We start from the raw sequence: 17,376 nt of genomic DNA on the forward strand, positions 1-17,376 counted from the left end.
AGGGGGTGAGTACTTCATAAAATTTTTATGAAGTTATAAAAATGGGTCAAAAACTTGTAATCGTTGAGTCACCAGCAAAAGCTAAAACAATTGGTAAATATTTAGGAAAAAATTATGTTGTGGAAGCTTCTATGGGGCATATAAGAGATTTACCTAAAAGTAAATTAGGTGTTGATATAGAAAATAATTATACACCCAAGTATATAACAATCAGAGGTAAGGGTGAATTATTAGATAAGTTAAAAAAAGCAGCAAAAAAATCTGATAAAATATATTTGGCAACTGACCCCGATCGTGAGGGTGAAGCTATATCTTGGCATTTAGCTAATATATTAAAAATACCAGAAACAGAAAAATGCAGAATAGTTTTTAATGAAATTACTAAGAGTGCTGTAAAAGGTGCTATAAAGCAAGCTAGAAGTATAGATTTGGATTTGGTTGACGCACAACAAGCTAGAAGAATATTAGATAGACTTGTTGGATATGAAATAAGTCCCATATTATGGAAAAATGTAAAGTGGGGCCTTAGTGCAGGAAGAGTTCAGTCAGCTGCATTAAAGTTGATTTGTGATAGAGAAGAGGAAATTAAAGCTTTTGTACCTAAAGAGTATTGGTCAGTTGATTGTATATTAAAGAAATCAAGAAATAAATTTCCAATAAGATTTTCAACTTATAAAAATAAAAAGATTGAAATAAACACAGAAGAAGAAGCTAATAAAATAAAAGAAGAACTTGAAAATGGTACCTTTGTTATTAACAAAATAAAAAAAGGTAATAAAGTTAAGAATCCATTACCACCTTTTACAACAAGTACTCTTCAACAAGATGCTAGTAAAAAATTGAATTTTATGACTAAAAGAACAATGTCAATAGCACAAGCACTTTATGAAGGAGTAGAAATAAAAGGATATGGAACTGTTGGTTTAATTACTTATATGAGAACAGACTCTATGAGAATATCTGAAGAAGCTCAAGAAAATGCAAAGGTGTTTATAGAAAATACTTATGGCAAAGAATATTTGCCAAATGAACCTAGAGTATATAAAGGAAAGAAAAATATTCAAGATGCCCATGAAGCTATTAGACCTACATACGTAGAAATTACACCAGAAGTAGCAAAAGACAATCTAACTTCAGAACAGTATAAATTATATTCATTAATTTGGAACAGATTTGTAGCAAGTCAAATGTCATCATGTGTGCTTAATACAAATTCTATAGACATATTAAATGGTGAATATAAATTTAAGGCATCAGGTTCAACAGTGAATTTTGATGGATTTATGAAAATATATAAATATTTAAATGAAGCCGATGAAAAGTCTGTTACATTACCGGCCTTAGAAGAAGGAGAGGAATTAAAAGTTGTATCTATAGAAGGAAAGCAACATTTTACACAACCTCAACCAAGATATACAGAAGCCTCTTTTGTTAAATTATTAGAGGAAAAGGGAATCGGAAGACCTAGTACGTATGTACCTACTATATCTACATTAGTTAGTAGATCGTATGTTGTCCGTGAAAAGAAAAATTTAATTCCAACTGAATTGGGATTTATAGTAAATAATATAGTAAGTGAATATTTTAAACAAATAGTAGATGTTGATTTTACAGCTGATATGGAGAAAAAATTAGATGCTGTTGAAGAAGGAAATGAAAATTGGACTAAAATAGTGGAAGAATTTTTTACACCTCTAAAGGAAGCTATAGAAAAGGCTGAAAAAGAAATATCAAAAGTTGTTATAGAAGATAAAGTTAGCGACGTTAAGTGTGATAAGTGTGGTCGTATGATGGTAATAAAAAGAGGTAGATATGGTGAATTTTTAGCATGTCCAGGATATCCAGAATGTAAGAATGCTAAACCAATAGTTGAAGAATTAGATGTTCCATGTCCTGAATGTGGAAAGCCTATAGTTATTAAAAAAAGCAAAAGAGGTAAAAAATTCTTTGGCTGTTCAGGATATCCGGAATGTACTTTTGTTAGCTGGTATGAGCCAGTAAAGGAAAAATGTCCTAAATGTAATTCTTATATGGTACTTAGATATTCAAAGAGTAAAGGAAAATATATTAAATGTTCTAATGGAGAATGTGATTATACTAAAGAACTTAAAGATGAAAAAAGCGAATGATTTAAATTATAAACTCTAGTATTTGTATTATGTCGAAATTAAAAAAATACTGTTGTAAAGCCTTATTTTATGTGTTAGACTAAAATTAGTAATGCGTGAAAGAAGATTCATTAAATTAAGAATTTTCTGAAAAGATTATGTTCTGTTTGTATAATCAGAAATTATTGTGAGGTTAACAAGGAGGATAATAAATGTCATCTCTATTAGATAAAACAAGAAGATTAAATAAAATTTTGCAAAAAACGGGAACAGATCCAGTAGCTTTTGAAGATATATGTACACTTTTAAGTGAAGTTCTTCAATGTAATGCTTATATAATAAGCAAAAAAGGTAAAGTTTTAGGATATACTTTTTCACCAGGTTTTGAATGCGAAGCTATGAAAAAAAAGGTTATAGAAGATAAAAAATTCCCAGAAGATTATAATCTTACCCTTTTAGAAAGTAATGAAACGCTAGCAAATTTATATAATCAAGGCAGATGCGTGTTTGCAGAAATTGGAGACTGCAAAGCTAAAGATAAGATTTCAACTATAATACCTATAATAGGAAGTAGGGAAAGGTTAGGAACATTAATATTAGCTAGATTTGGAAAAGAGTTTACTGATGATGATTTAGTTTTAGTTGAGTATAGTGCCACTATAGTTGGAATGGAAATGCTTAGAGCAATGCAAGAAGATTTAGCGGAACAAACTAGAAAGAAAGCAGTTGTCCAATTGGCTATAGGAACACTTTCTTACTCAGAGCTAGAAGCTGTAGAACATATTTTTGAAGAATTAAATGGAAATGAAGGGTTACTAGTTGCTTCAAAAATAGCTGATAAAGTAGGAATAACTAGAAGTGTTATAGTAAATGCTTTAAGAAAATTTGAAAGTGCTGGAGTTATTGAATCTAGGTCTTTGGGAATGAAAGGTACTTATATCAGAGTATTAAATGAAAAGTTATTAGATGAATTGAAAAAAATAAAGTAGTATTTTAGTATATGAGGAAAATAGACGAGCTGTAAATAGAAGAAACCAAAGAAAATGGTTTCTTCTATTTATTTTTACAGAAAAAATAAATTTTTTTGTTGATAGCTTAAATACCTTGTGTTATACTGTTTAAGGTAATAGAATACGCACATTATCCAATTTGTAAATTAGGTGCCCTTTTAAAGGTTATTTACAAGTAGAAGATAATGGAGGTAAAAACCAAGGAGGTAACAAAATGTCAGTAATATCAATGAAACAATTATTAGAAGCAGGTGTACATTTCGGACACCAAACAAGAAGATGGAACCCTAAAATGGCTCCTTATATTTTTACAGAAAGAAATGGTATATATATCATAGACCTTCAAAAAACAGTTAAAAAAGCTGAAGAAGCTTACAACTTTGTTAAAGAAGTTGCTACAGAAGGAAAAGATATATTATTTGTTGGAACAAAGAAACAAGCTCAAGAAGCTATAAAAGATGAAGCTATAAGAAGCAACATGCACTTTGTAAACAACAGATGGTTAGGTGGAATGTTAACAAACTTCTCTACTATAAAGAAGAGAATAAGAAGACTTGCTGAAATAGAAAAAATGCAAGAAGATGGAACTTTTGAAGTTCTTCCAAAGAAAGAAGTTATCAAATTAAAAGGTGAATTAGAAAAATTAGAAAAAAATCTTGGTGGTATCAAGAATTTAGAATGCGATAACATAGGAGCTATGTTTGTAGTTGATCCAAGAAAAGAAAAAAATGCTATTTCAGAAGCTAAAATTCTTGGAATCCCTGTAGTTGCTATAGTAGATACTAACTGTGATCCAGAAGAAGTTGATTACGTAATTCCTGGTAATGATGATGCTATAAGAGCTGTTAAATTAATAACTGCTAAAATGGCTGATGCTGTTATGGAAGGAAGACAAGGCGAAGAATTAGCTGAATAGTTTATATATACTATTTTAATGGAAGACAAAACAGTTTGTTTTGTCTTCTAACTTAGAAGTAACAATTATTTAAAGTTTAATATATTAAATTTTAAATAATTGCTTCTAAATAATTAATTTATTATGAATATAATAAGTTAATAAAATGCAATATATAATCGAGGAGGAATTTAATAATGATATCTGCAAAATCAGTTAAAGAATTAAGAGAAAGAACTGGCGCAGGAATGATGGACTGCAAAAAGGCATTAACAGAAACAGATGGTGACATCGAAAAAGCTGTTGAAGTATTAAGAGAAAAAGGACTTGCGGCTGCAGCTAAGAAATCAGGAAGAGTTGCTGCAGAAGGTTTAGTTAAAACATATATTTCAGAAGATAAAAAGAGTGGAGCAATTGTTGAGCTTAATTGTGAAACAGATTTCGTTGCGGCAAATGAAGATTTCGCTGCTTTTGCTGACACTTTAGCTAAAATAGCTACAACAACAAATGCTGCAAATGTAGAAGAATTTGTTAAAGAAAAATTCGATGGAGAAGCTACAATTCAAGAAGCTTTAACAGGATTAATTGCTAGACTTGGCGAAAATATGACTGTTAGAAGATTTGTTAAATTCACTGTAGAGAATGGAGTAGTTAAGAGCTATATTCACGGTGGAGGAAGAATTGGTGTTTTAGTAGAAGTTGCTTGTGATACTGTATCACCAGCTGTTGAAGAAGTTGCAAAAGAACTTTGTATGCAAATAGCTGCTGCTAATCCTTTATTTTTATCTAAAGAAGATGTTGATCAAGAATCTATAGAAAAAGAAAAAGAAATTTATAGAGTTCAAGCTTTAAATGAAGGAAAACCAGAAAAAATAGTTGAAAAAATGGTTATGGGAAGAATTCAAAAGTATTATAAAGAAGTATGTCTTCTTGAACAACTTTGGGTTAAAGACGGAGATAAGACTATAACTAAGTTTATAGATGAAAAATCTAAAGAAGCTGGTTCTGCAATTAAAGTAAACAGATTCGTGAGATTCGAAAGAGGAGAAGGAATCGAAAAAGTTGAAGAAAACTTTGCAGAAGAAGTTGCTAAACAATTAGGCAAATAGTTGAAATATAGGAACTAAAGAGGACACTCTGTGTTCTCTTTTTTTAAGGAAAATAATAAAAAATAAGGCATTGTTTTCTTCTAATGCCACATTCAGGAGGTAGTTTTAAATGACAAATTGTAAATATAAAAGGGTAATTTTAAAACTTTCAGGTGAAGCTTTAGCTGGAGCCAATGGTTTTGGACTTGACTTTAATGTAGCTAAAAGAATAGCTTTAGAAATTAAAGAATTAGTTGATATGGGTGTAGAAGTTGGAACCGTTGTAGGTGGCGGAAATATCTGGCGTGGACGAAGCGGTGAAGGTATGGATAGAACAACTGCTGATTATATGGGAATGATGGCTACTTGTATAAATGCATTAGCATTACAAGACTCTTTAGAACAAGTAGGAGTAAAAACTAGAGTACAAACTGCTATAGAAATGAAAGAAGTTGCAGAACCATTTATTAGAAGAAGAGCAATGAGACATTTAGAAAAAGGTAGAGTTGTTATTTTTGCAGCAGGAACAGGAAATCCTTATTTCTCAACTGATACTACAGCAGCTTTAAGAGCAGCTGAAATAGAAGCGGAAGTAATACTTTTAGCAAAAAAAGTTGATGGAGTTTATGATAAAGATCCTATGAAGTATGCAGAAGCGAAAAAATATGATACACTATCATATATAGATGTTTTAGATCAAGGATTACAAGTAATGGATTCTACAGCAACTTCATTATGTATGGATAATAATATTCCAATACTTGTATTTGGTTTAGATGAGCCAGGAAATATTAGAAGAGCTATAACTGGTAAAAATATCGGAACATTAGTAACTAAAAAATAGGAGGATTATCATGATTAAGGACATCATTAAGAACGCAGAAGAAAAGATGCATAAAACTGTAACTGTATTAAAATCTGAATTAGGAACTATGAAAGCTGGAAGAGCTAATCCAAATATGCTCGATAAAATTCAAATTGATTATTATGGAAGCATGTGCCCATTATCACAAGCAGCAAATATTTCTGCACCAGAACCAAGAGTATTAATGATAACACCATGGGAAAAGCAATTGCTAAAAGAAATTGAAAAAGCTATTTTAAAATCAGATCTAGGTTTAAATCCTTCAAATGATGGATCTGTAATAAGATTAGTTATACCAGAATTAACAGAGGAAACAAGAAAAGAGCTTGTTAAGAAAGTTAAGAAAACAGGAGAAGAATCTAAAGTAGCGATAAGATCAATTAGAAGAGATGCTAATGATAAGATTAAAGCATTAAAAAAAGAGGGAGACGTATCTGAAGACCAAATTAAAAAAGGTGAAGATGATGTTCAGAAGAAGACTGATGCTATTATAAAAGAGATAGACAAAGTAATAGCTGATAAAGAAAAAGAGGTTCTATCTATTTAATCTCAAAACCTGCTTAAAATAGCAGGTTTTTTCCTTAATTTAAATACTTAATATTATTTAGTATAATTATCTTATAAAAAGAAAGGGGATGGGTAATTTGTTAAGTATATTTAAGTCAAAAAAAAATTCAAGTAATGAGATTTTATTAGACATGAATAAGGTGCCATTGCATATTGCAATAATAATGGATGGAAACGGTCGTTGGGCTAAAAAAAGAAAATTGCCAAGAAGTATTGGGCATAAAGCTGGCGTTGAAACAATAAGGAAAATAGTTAAAGAATCTAAACGGTTAGGAATAAAATATTTAACTTTATATGCTTTCTCAACGGAAAATTGGAAAAGACCTAAAGAAGAAGTTAGTGCATTAATGCAGTTATTAGTAGTTTATCTTAGAAGAGAAGTTGCAGAACTACATAAAAATGGTGTTAAAATAAATATATTAGGCGATATGTCAAAATTTCCGGAAGAATGTAAGGCAGAGTTAAATAAGGCTATTGAGAAAACATATAATAATACTGATATAAATTTAAATCTTGCACTAAATTATGGTGGAAGAGACGAACTTGTTAGGGCTATGCAATTGATTGCAGAAGATTTAAAAGATAATAAGATAAATAAAGAAGATATTAGTGAGGATTTAATATCAAATTACATATATACAAAAGGGATGCCAGATCCGGATTTGATTATTAGACCTTCTGGTGAACAAAGACTTAGTAACTTTTTGTTATGGCAATGTGCTTATTCAGAATTTTGGTATTCGGATATAGCTTGGCCAGATTTTAAAGAAGAAGATTTACAAAAAGCTGTATTTGACTATCAAAATAGAGATAGAAGATTTGGTGGAGTAAAGGAGTGATTATTTTTTGAAATCTAATAATAGATATCTAGGTGCGCTTATGATTGCTCCATTTATAATATTTGTTTTTCTTGGAGGAATTTATCTTAAAGCGTTTGTTATTTTACTGTCAGCAATGGGACTTTGGGAATTTTATAATGCATTAAAGAAAAAAAATTTTAATCCAATATCAATTTTTGGATATGCTTTATTAATTATATATTATATATTAAATAATGATTTTAATATAATGATGTATGTAATAGTCTTAGCCATGTTTATTTTGTTAATTATTCCAGTAGTAAATTTAGACTACACATTTATAGATGTTTCTTTAACGTTTTTAGGTTTTATATATGCAGGAATTTTATTTAGTTTTGTGTATTTAGTTAATGCAAAACATTATGGTGAATTTTTAGTATGGCTTATATTTATAGGATCTTGGATGGCAGATACAAGCGCATATTATTTTGGAAGGTTTTTTGGAAAACATAAACTTTGTCCAAAGGTTTCTCCTAAAAAAACTATTGAAGGATCTATAGGAGGACTTATAGGAGCCATTTTATTTTGTGGTATATTTGGACTTATAATTAATAAACATTTAAATATTATGCCTTCATATCATTATTTTATTATAGGTGCTCTATGTGGTATATTTAGCCAATTTGGAGACTTAGTTGCATCTTCTATAAAAAGATATGTAGGAATAAAAGATTATAGTAATTTAATACCAGGTCATGGTGGAATCTTAGATAGATTTGATAGTATAATTTTTTCATCAACAGTAGTATTCTATTATTTAACTTTTATAGTTGGAATTTAATAGTTATAAGAAATCTGTGGATTTAAATTTAAATCCACAGATTTTTTGTTATAGAAAGTTATTAAAACACATTCAAATAAATAATTCAGATAAATAATTAATTAGTATTCTGGCTTATTTTGTGAACTACTTCTTCCTTGAACTAATACATAACTAGTATCAGAACGTAAGTCATTGTATTTCACAAAATATCTGTCGCATATTTGACTTGTTATTTATTTTCATATTTTATGTTTTTAATTTATACTGATATATAATGCTATTTTATTTATGAACATATCAATACTTTATGAAAATATATTTTTTGTTAAATATAAATAATAATTAAATTGTTACTTAAAGCATATATTATAAAAAGTGATTTTAGGATGGTGAATAATATTTTTAATAAATATAAAAAAATAATCTCTTTAACAGTGTTGCTTTTTATAACAATTATAATTACATATATTATAAAATATTATTTCAAACCTTTTTTAGCTATGATTTTTATATCTATAATTGCAACTCCCTTATATAAAATTATGATAAAATTATATATTCCAGATAAAATTTCAGGGGCTTTAAGCATTGTTCTAGTTAATATACTTTTAATATTAATTATATTATATTTAGGAAATGAAATATTCAATGTATTCCAAAAGATATATCTGAGTAATGTAAATACAATAAATAAGATTATACAAGACATATCCTTAGAGCTTAACTTACAATTAAAAAAACTTGATTTTGGTAAGAGTGTAATATCTATAATAAATCAAGAAATCATAAGAAAAGGTGCTTTAACTACAGGTGAAGGTATAATAGCTTATTTTATAGGTAATATATGTGCCTTTTTTGTATTAGTAGACGGTGAAAACATTAAAAAGTTCATTTTAATGTTATTTCCAAATGAAATGATATTAAAAATAAAAAAACAGAAAGAAAATTTTAGCCAAATGTGTATTATAGAAATAACTCTAGTCTTAATATCAACTATTGAGATTATATGTGGATTTTGGATACTTGGATTATCTAATTATTTCATATTAGGAATATTATGTGGAATTTTAGATATATTACCTTATGTGGGAACTATAATTGTATTTATTCCAATTATAATATACAATATTGTAATGAAAGACTATCTTATTGCCTTTGGACTTATGTGTTTATACATACTAGTTCAAGTAATAAGAGAAATTCTAGAGGCAAAATTTTTAGGTGATAAACTAGATATACATCCTTTAATTGTATTGATTTCTATATATATTGGGGTAGAAGTATTTGGTATTTTAGGTATACTAGTTGGACCAATGTATAGTATTTTAGCAAAAGAAATAGTATATAGTTCTAGTTAAATGATTTATAAAATTGATAAAACTTTATAATATACTTTAGGAGGAAAAACCATGAAAAAACTATCTATATTAGGTGTTACAGGTTCAATAGGAACACAGGCTTTAGATGTAATAAAAAATTCAAATGGACAATTAAAGTTAATTGGAGCAACAGCAAATTCATCAGTAAAGAAAATGATTGAAATCATTGAAGAATTTGATCCCAAATATGTGGGAATGATGGATAAAGATTGTGCTGAAGAAATAAAAAATTATTGTGATGAAAATAATAAGTCAACAATAGTATTATCACAAATGGAAGGATTAAACAAAATAGCATCTTTAGAGGAAATTGACATAGTTTTGACATCTTTAGTTGGTATGATAGGATTAGAACCTACTTTAAAGGCTATAAAAGCTAAAAAAGATATAGCACTTGCAAACAAAGAAACCTTAGTTGTTGCAGGTGAAATTGTTATGAGTGAAGCTAAGAAAAATAATGTTAAAATACTTCCAGTTGATTCAGAACATAGTGCTATTTATCAATCTTTAAGGGGAAATGATTTAAAAACACTAAATAAGATAATACTTACAGCTTCAGGGGGGCCTTTTAGAGGTAAGAAATTAAGTGATTTGAATAATGTTAGCGTAAATGATGCTTTAAATCATCCTAAGTGGAATATGGGAAGAAAGATTTCTATTGATTCAGCAACATTAATGAATAAAGGTCTTGAAGTAATAGAAGCACATTGGCTTTTTGATTGTGATTATGATAATATACAAGTTGTTATACATCCTCAAAGTATAATACATTCTATGGTTGAATATTGCGATGGAAGTATAATTGCACAACTTGGAGCAGCAGACATGAGATTGCCAATTCAATATGCATTTAATTATACAGAAAGAAAAAATTTAATAGCAAAGACTCTGGATTTTTATGAAGTATCTAAGTTAACATTTGAAAAACCAGATTTAGAAACATTTAAACCATTAGAATTAGCTTTTAAAGCAGGAAAACAAGGTGGACTTATGCCAACTATATTAAATGGTGCTAATGAAGCAGCTGTAGCATTATTTTTAGATGAAAAAATTGAGTTTTTAGATATTTTTAATATTATAGAAGAATGCATGAATACATTTAAAGAAGAAAGTAAAAAGTCTTTAACTTTAGAGAATATAATAACATTAGATAGAAAAATTAAACAATATGTAGTAGATATGAAATAGGAAAGGATGAAAAAAATGAATTTAGTAGCTATATTAGGAGCTATTTTAGCGTTTAGTGTTTTAATAATTGTACATGAACTTGGCCATTTTACATTAGCAAAATTAAATGGTGTAAGAGTAGAGGAATTTGCTATAGGAATGGGTCCTAAAGTGATTTCTAAGAAAGGAAAAGAAACAACATATTCATTACGTCTATTTCCTATTGGTGGTTTTGTAAATATGATGGGTGAAGAAGAAGCAGTTCAAGATAAAAGAAGTTTTTCAGAAAAATCTCCTCTTAGAAGGATAAGTATTATAGTAGCTGGAGCTTTTATGAATTATATATTAGCTATAATAATATTTGCATGTATTGCAGGAAAATTTGGGTATGCAGTACCAGAAGTGGCAAATGTCCTTCCGGGTTATCCAGCAATAGAAGCTGGACTAAAAGAAGGGGATAGAGTTTTAAAAATAGATGATTCTAAAGTTTTTACACAGGATGATGTTACAATAGGAATACTTATGGCAAAAGGTGAGCCAGTTGATCTTACTGTAAAAAGAGGAAATGAAGTTAAAAATTTCACTATAAAACCTAAGTTAAGCGAAGAAAATCAATATATGATAGGTGTTGGTTTTGCTGCAGAACGTAATCCAGGTATAGGTGCTAGTTTAAAACATAGTGTTAATAAAACAGCTTCTTTAGTATCTCAAACATTTAAAGGTCTTAAAATGATATTTACAGGAAAATCAAATTTAAAGACAGATGTTGGAGGACCACTTACAATAATTAAGATGTCAGCTAAAACTGCTGAAAGTGGAATTTGGTCTTTAATGCGTTTTGTTGGATTTATAAGTGTAAGTTTGGCAGTATTTAATATGTTACCATTCCCTGCTTTAGATGGAGGATGGACTGTAATTTTACTAATTGAATTAATAACAAGAAGAAAAGTTCCAAACAAGATAGTTGAAAATTTAAATTATGTAGGATTTATGTTACTTATAGGTCTTATGATTTTGGTAACTATAAAAGATATTATATTCCCTGTTAAGTTTTAGGAGATGAAAAGATGAAAAGAAGAATTTCAAGAAAAGTTAAGGTTGGAAATATTTATGTTGGTGGAGATGCACCTATAACTATTCAATCTATGACTAATACTGATACAAGAAATGTAGAAGATACGTTAAAACAAATAGATAGTTTATATAAGGTAGGATGCGAAATAGTAAGATGTGCTGTGCTAGATATGGATGCAGCTAAAGCATTAAAAGAAATAACAGCCAAATCGCCAATACCAGTAGTTGCTGATATACATTTTGACTATAGGTTAGCCCTTGAATCAATAGAAAGTGGTGTATCTGCATTAAGAATAAATCCTGGAAATATTGGGAGTGAAGAAAAGATAAAAATAGTTGCAGAAAAATGTAAAGAAAAAAATATACCTATAAGAATAGGGGTTAATTCAGGATCTTTGGAAAAAGATATATTAGCTAGAGATGGAAAACCTACAGCAGAAGGTTTAGTGGAAAGTGCATTAAGACATGTTAAAATTCTGGAAAAATTAAATTTTTATGATATAGTTATATCTATAAAATCATCAGATGTTAGAATGATGATAGATTGCTATAGATTGATAGGAGAAAAATGTGGCTATCCACTTCATTTAGGAGTTACAGAATCAGGGACTGTAACCAAAGGAACTATAAAATCAAGTATAGGTATAGGAACTCTTTTAGCTGAAGGAATAGGTGATACTATAAGAGTATCTTTAACAAGTGATCCCGTAGAAGAAATTAAAGTTGGATTAGAAATACTTAAATCATTAGGATTAAAAAAAGGTGGTATAAATTTTATTTCTTGTCCTACATGTGGAAGAACTCAAATTAATCTTATAAATATAGCAAATGAAGTGGAAAAAAGGTTGGAAAATTGTAATAAGGATATTAAAGTTGCTGTTATGGGATGTGTAGTAAATGGTCCCGGAGAGGCAAGAGAAGCAGATATTGGAATTGCAGGTGGTAAAGGTGAAGGGATCATCTTTAAAAAAGGTAAAATAATTAAAAAAGTTAAAGAAGAAGAGCTAATAAATGCTTTAATGAAAGAAATAGATAACATTTAATTTAAAAGACTAAAAAATATTTTGTGATTTATAAAATAAGCATTATAATATATAAGAAGTATAGGGGGATGAAAATCCCTCTATTTATTTATTTAGAAAGGAGAGTGGTTCTTATTAGTCAAGATCTTATAAAACAATTAACAAAAGAAATTAATAAAAATGAAAATTTAGAAAATAAAGAAATAAGACTATTAAGATTTCAGTTTTATAAAAAAAGCCAAATATTAAAAGTTGTACTGAAATCATTGGAATCACTTACAAGCCAGGAAGAAGAATATTTAAAAAAATTAATTATAGACAATCTAGGATTTCATATAAATATAGAGTTTTTATGTTATTTAGACGTAAGTAATACATCGTTAGAAGAGATTAATTCAAAGTATTGGGTTAATGTGGCAGAAGAAATAGCAAAAAAATATCCGTTATGTCGTTCTATATTGTATTCAAAAAATAGAAAAGTTAAAGAAAAAGTTATAAATATATATTCTGGAAATGAAACATTAATAAATCATGCTTTAAATAAAAAAATAGATAAGCTACTTCAAAATAACATAAAGGATATGTTTAGTTTTTCAGCAACAGTTAATTTTAGTTTTGATTCTAGTTTATTAGTTACAGAGGAATATGAAGCTAGTAAAAAGGAAGAAAATCTTAAAATAATAAAAGAAGTTATGAATGGTAGAACAGTAACATCGGAAAGTTCTGGTTTAAAGGCAAATAAAACACAAAGATCCAATAATAATGGATATAGGAAAAATGATAATAAATCTAATTATGCCTCATATAAAAGAGAGCCTAAAGATGAAAATACCATCTTAGGAAGAGGTATAAGAACGGAGTCTACACCTATAAAAGATATAGACGAAACAACAGGATATGTAGCAATAATAGGTGAAGTTTTTAAAACAGATATTATAGAAACTAAGACTGGAAAAACTATACTTACATTTTATATTACAGATTATACAAGTTCTATAACTGTTAAGTGCTTTTTAAAATCTCAAGAAAAAGAAGAAGTCCTTGATAATGTTAAGAAAGGCCTTTATTGCAAAGTAAGAGGTGAAGCTGTATATGATACCTATGCTAGAGAAGTGGTTATTATGGGTAGAGATATAGCTAGAATGAAGAAAATTGATAGAATGGATGGTGCTGAAGAAAAAAGGATAGAACTTCATCTACATACTAATATGAGTAGTATGGATGGAATAACCTCAGCATCTAAAATAATAGAAACTGCTGCAAAGTGGGGGCATGAAGCAATCTCTATAACAGATCATGGAGTGGTTCAAGCTTATCCAGAAGCTCAAATTGCTGCTAAAAAAAATAATATAAAAGTACTATATGGTGTTGAAGGTTATTTAGTTAATAATGGAATTCCTCTTGTAATAAATGAAAAGGATAATACATTAGATGATACATTTGTTGTTTTTGATTTAGAAACAACAGGCTTTTCTCCAGTTAATGATAAAATAATAGAATTTGGTGCGGTTAAAATTAGAAATGGTGAAATAATAGACAGATTTAGTTGTTTTGTTAATCCTGAAAGGGAGATTCCATATAAGATTACAGAGCTAACAAGCATCAATAGTAGTATGGTTAGAGATGCAGAAACAATAGATAGTGTACTTCCAAAATTTATAAAATTTTGTGAGAACAGTGTAATAGTAGCTCATAATGCATCTTTTGATACTGGTTTTATAAAAAAGAATTGTAGAGATTTGAACATAGAATTTGATTTTCCAATATTGGATACAGTTACATTGTCCAGGTTTTTATATCCTGAATTAAAAAAGGTTAAACTAAATATAGTTGCTAAATTCTTAGGAATTTCTCTTGAAAATCACCATAGGGCTGTAGATGATGCTAAAGCTACAGCAGATATACTTTTGAAGTCATTTGAAAAGATAAAAGAAGAATTTGAAATTAATGATTTAAAATCATTAAATGATTTATTTTTATCCAAAGTAGATATAAAGAAGCAACCAACTTATCATATAATAATTTTGGCAAAAACCCAAATAGGATTAAAGAATCTATATAAACTAGTTTCTAAAGCTCATATAGAAAATTTTTTTAGAAGACCAAGAACACCAAAAACTCTTCTTTCTGAATTTAGGGATGGCTTAATTATAGGATCAGCCTGTGAAGCAGGAGAAGTATATAAAGCTGTTTTAGAAGGAAAAAGTGATGAGGAAATAAAAGAAATTATAGAGTTTTATGATTATGTTGAAATTCAACCCATAGCTAATAACCAGTTTCTAATCGAAAAAGGTTCTGTTAAAGATGAAGAAGAGCTTAGAGACATTAATAAAAGAATATATAGGTTAGGCAAAGAATGCAATAAACCTACTGTAGCTACAGGAGATGTACATTTTTTAAATCCTACTGATGAAGCTTTTAGAAGAATAATTATGGCAGGACAAGGATTTTCAGATGCTGATAATCAACCGCCACTTTATTTAAAAACAACAGAAGAAATGTTAAAAGAATTTTCTTATTTAGGTAGAGAAATAGCTAAAGAAGTGGTTATTTATAATCCTAAAAAAATAGCTGATAGTATTGATGTGTTAAAACCAATACCTGATGAAACATATCCACCTAAAATTGAAGGGGCTGAAGAAGAAATAAAAAATATGACATTAAACAAAGCCCACTCAATATATGGTGAAATTCTTCCAGAAGTTGTTCAAAAAAGATTGGATAAAGAACTTAATTCTATAATTAACAATGGATACGCAGTATTATATTTAATTGCACAAAAGCTAGTTGCAAAATCTACAGAAGATGGGTATCTAGTTGGGTCAAGAGGATCTGTTGGATCTTCTTTTGTAGCAACAATGTCAGATATCACTGAAGTTAATGGGCTACCACCACATTATGTGTGTCCAAATTGTAAAAAATCAGAATTCTTTTTAGATGGTTCGATAAGTTCAGGAGCAGATTTACCAAATAAAAATTGTCCTGATTGTGGTACTCCCTATAAAAGAGATGGTCATGATATACCATTTGAAACTTTCTTGGGATTTGAGGGGGATAAAGAACCAGATATTGACCTTAATTTCTCAGGTGAATATCAAGGTGTAGTACATAGATATACAGAAGTACTATTTGGTAAAGGTCATACATTTAAAGCAGGAACAATAGGAACAGTAGCAGAGAAAACAGCTTATGGATATGTAAAGAAATATTTAGATGAAAGAGAAATTATAACATCCTCAGCTGAAATAGAGAGACTTACTATTGGGTGTACAGGAATAAAAAGAACTACAGGACAACATCCAGGAGGAATAATGGTTGTGCCTGCTGATAATGAAATTTATAATTTTTGTCCAATACAGCATCCGGCTGATGATAATGATACTGATGTTATAACAACACATTTTGATTATCATTCAATAAGTGGTAGATTATTAAAATTAGATATACTAGGGCACGATGATCCTACTGTACTTAGAATGTTACAAGATTTAACAGGACTTGACCCTAAAACAATACCATTAAATGATGAAAAAGTTCTTAGTTTGTTTACTTCACCTGATGCATTAGGTGTTACAAAAGAAGAACTGGAGTGTGAGGTGGGAAGTTATGGACTCCCTGAGTTTGGTACAAAATTTGTTAGGGCAATGCTTTTAGATACTCAACCTAAGACTTTTGCAGATTTGGTTAGAATATCTGGGCTTTCTCATGGTACTGATGTTTGGCTTAATAATGCTCAATATTATATAAAAGAAGGATTTACTACATTAAGAGATTGTATAGCAACAAGAGATGATATAATGGTCTATTTAATGTATAAAGGATTACCTCCTAAGAGCGCTTTTACAATAATGGAAAAAGTAAGAAAAGGAAAAGGTCTTTCAGAGGATGATGAAAAACTTATGAGAGAACATGAGGTGCCTGACTGGTATATAGGATCATGTAAAAAGATAAAATATATGTTCCCTAAAGGTCATGCTGTTGCATATGTTATGATGGCTGTTAGAATAGCATATTATAAGGTATATTATCCAGAAGCTTATTATGCAACCTATTTTACAGTAAGGGCTGATGACTTTGATGCAAATTTAGTATGTCTTGGTGAAGGAGCAATAAATGCAAAACTTCAAGAACTATACGAACTTGGAAATAATGCAACTGTGAAAGATAAAGGGCTTATTACTGTTTTAGAATTATGCTTTGAAGCTTATAAAAGAGGCGTAAAATTTTTAAGAGTAGATTTATATAAATCAGAAGCAGTAAAATTTAAAATAGAAGATGGAGCACTTAGACCACCATTAAATTCCTTACCTGGAGTTGCGGACAATGCAGGAAAAAATATAGTAGAGGCAAGAAAAAAAGGTGAATTTATATCAAAGGAAGATTTAAGAATAAGAGCAGGGGTTTCAAAAACTGTAATTGAAGGTTTAAATAATCATGGATGCTTAGAAGGATTATCTGAAACAAATCAATTATCATTATTTTAGAATAGAGATAAAAATATAATAATATACGAATCTTAAAATTTTAAGCTTTTAGTTATAACTCTTGTATTCCACTAATATTTGTGATATCATATAC

13 protein-coding genes are annotated in these 17,376 nt (G+C 28.9%); all 13 read left to right on the forward strand.

All coding sequences use genetic code 11. The features are described 5' to 3' along the window. Positions 1–41: 41 nt before the first annotated feature. Entirely contained in the window at positions 42–2,129 is a 2,088-nt protein-coding gene (gene topA / locus BGI42_RS05780; RefSeq protein ID WP_105165898.1) for a type I DNA topoisomerase, read from the forward strand. A 191-nt stretch (positions 2,130–2,320) separates the two neighbouring features. Further along, complete coding sequence (gene codY, locus BGI42_RS05785) at positions 2,321–3,097, forward strand: GTP-sensing pleiotropic transcriptional regulator CodY (RefSeq protein ID WP_069679418.1); 777 nt, start codon at positions 2,321–2,323, stop codon at positions 3,095–3,097. Between the two features lie 235 nt (positions 3,098–3,332). Then, on the forward strand, positions 3,333–4,034 hold the full coding sequence (gene rpsB / locus BGI42_RS05790; protein WP_069679419.1) for a 30S ribosomal protein S2: 702 nt from the start codon (positions 3,333–3,335) through the stop codon (positions 4,032–4,034). Between the two features lie 176 nt (positions 4,035–4,210). Further along, on the forward strand, positions 4,211–5,122 hold the full coding sequence (gene tsf / locus BGI42_RS05795; protein ID WP_069679420.1) for a translation elongation factor Ts: 912 nt from the start codon (positions 4,211–4,213) through the stop codon (positions 5,120–5,122). A 109-nt stretch (positions 5,123–5,231) separates the two neighbouring features. Continuing rightward, the gene (pyrH, locus tag BGI42_RS05800; protein ID WP_069679421.1) at positions 5,232–5,945 is read left to right on the forward strand and encodes a UMP kinase; all 714 of its coding nucleotides are present in this window, start codon (positions 5,232–5,234) and stop codon (positions 5,943–5,945) included. 10 nt (positions 5,946–5,955) lie between these two features. Further along, positions 5,956–6,513 carry a ribosome recycling factor gene (gene frr, locus BGI42_RS05805; RefSeq protein ID WP_069679422.1) on the forward strand — a complete coding sequence of 186 codons (558 nt, stop codon included), beginning with the start codon at positions 5,956–5,958 and terminating at the stop codon, positions 6,511–6,513. 97 nt (positions 6,514–6,610) lie between these two features. Then, positions 6,611–7,372 (forward strand): isoprenyl transferase, encoded by a 762-nt coding sequence (locus BGI42_RS05810; RefSeq protein WP_069679423.1) that lies wholly within the window; start codon positions 6,611–6,613, stop codon positions 7,370–7,372. A gap of 7 nt (positions 7,373–7,379) precedes the next feature. Then, positions 7,380–8,174: a phosphatidate cytidylyltransferase gene (locus BGI42_RS05815; protein ID WP_069679424.1), complete on the forward strand. Its 795-nt coding sequence runs from the start codon at positions 7,380–7,382 to the stop codon at positions 8,172–8,174. A 368-nt stretch (positions 8,175–8,542) separates the two neighbouring features. Next, positions 8,543–9,514 (forward strand): AI-2E family transporter, encoded by a 972-nt coding sequence (locus BGI42_RS05820; protein WP_069679425.1) that lies wholly within the window; start codon positions 8,543–8,545, stop codon positions 9,512–9,514. A 51-nt stretch (positions 9,515–9,565) separates the two neighbouring features. After that, positions 9,566–10,723, forward strand: a complete 1,158-nt coding sequence (locus BGI42_RS05825; protein WP_069679426.1) for a 1-deoxy-D-xylulose-5-phosphate reductoisomerase — start codon at positions 9,566–9,568, stop codon at positions 10,721–10,723. Between the two features lie 6 nt (positions 10,724–10,729). Then, positions 10,730–11,758 (forward strand): M50 family metallopeptidase, encoded by a 1,029-nt coding sequence (locus BGI42_RS05830; protein ID WP_069679427.1) that lies wholly within the window; start codon positions 10,730–10,732, stop codon positions 11,756–11,758. 11 nt (positions 11,759–11,769) lie between these two features. Continuing rightward, entirely contained in the window at positions 11,770–12,819 is a 1,050-nt protein-coding gene (ispG, locus tag BGI42_RS05835) for a flavodoxin-dependent (E)-4-hydroxy-3-methylbut-2-enyl-diphosphate synthase (protein ID WP_069679428.1), read from the forward strand. A gap of 68 nt (positions 12,820–12,887) precedes the next feature. Then, positions 12,888–17,282 (forward strand): PolC-type DNA polymerase III, encoded by a 4,395-nt coding sequence (locus BGI42_RS05840; RefSeq protein ID WP_420825932.1) that lies wholly within the window; start codon positions 12,888–12,890, stop codon positions 17,280–17,282. Positions 17,283–17,376 lie beyond the last annotated feature (94 nt).

The sequence above is a fragment of the Clostridium taeniosporum genome, from assembly GCF_001735765.2.
Lineage (GTDB): Bacteria > Bacillota > Clostridia > Clostridiales > Clostridiaceae > Clostridium > Clostridium taeniosporum.

Excerpts from the sequence above, each read along its gene's own strand:
- topA (WP_105165898.1), top strand. The coding sequence starts at position 42 with ATGGGTCAAAAACTTGTAATCGTTGAGTCACCAGCAAAAGCTAAAACA.
- codY (WP_069679418.1), top strand. The coding sequence starts at position 2,321 with ATGTCATCTCTATTAGATAAAACAAGAAGATTAAATAAAATTTTGCAA.
- rpsB (WP_069679419.1), top strand. The coding sequence starts at position 3,333 with ATGTCAGTAATATCAATGAAACAATTATTAGAAGCAGGTGTACATTTC.
- tsf (WP_069679420.1), top strand. The coding sequence starts at position 4,211 with ATGATATCTGCAAAATCAGTTAAAGAATTAAGAGAAAGAACTGGCGCA.
- pyrH (WP_069679421.1), top strand. The coding sequence starts at position 5,232 with ATGACAAATTGTAAATATAAAAGGGTAATTTTAAAACTTTCAGGTGAA.
- frr (WP_069679422.1), top strand. The coding sequence starts at position 5,956 with ATGATTAAGGACATCATTAAGAACGCAGAAGAAAAGATGCATAAAACT.
- BGI42_RS05820 (WP_069679425.1), top strand. The coding sequence starts at position 8,543 with ATGGTGAATAATATTTTTAATAAATATAAAAAAATAATCTCTTTAACA.
- BGI42_RS05825 (WP_069679426.1), top strand. The coding sequence starts at position 9,566 with ATGAAAAAACTATCTATATTAGGTGTTACAGGTTCAATAGGAACACAG.
- BGI42_RS05830 (WP_069679427.1), top strand. The coding sequence starts at position 10,730 with ATGAAAAAAATGAATTTAGTAGCTATATTAGGAGCTATTTTAGCGTTT.
- ispG (WP_069679428.1), top strand. The coding sequence starts at position 11,770 with ATGAAAAGAAGAATTTCAAGAAAAGTTAAGGTTGGAAATATTTATGTT.
- BGI42_RS05840 (WP_420825932.1), top strand. The coding sequence starts at position 12,888 with ATGAAAATCCCTCTATTTATTTATTTAGAAAGGAGAGTGGTTCTTATT.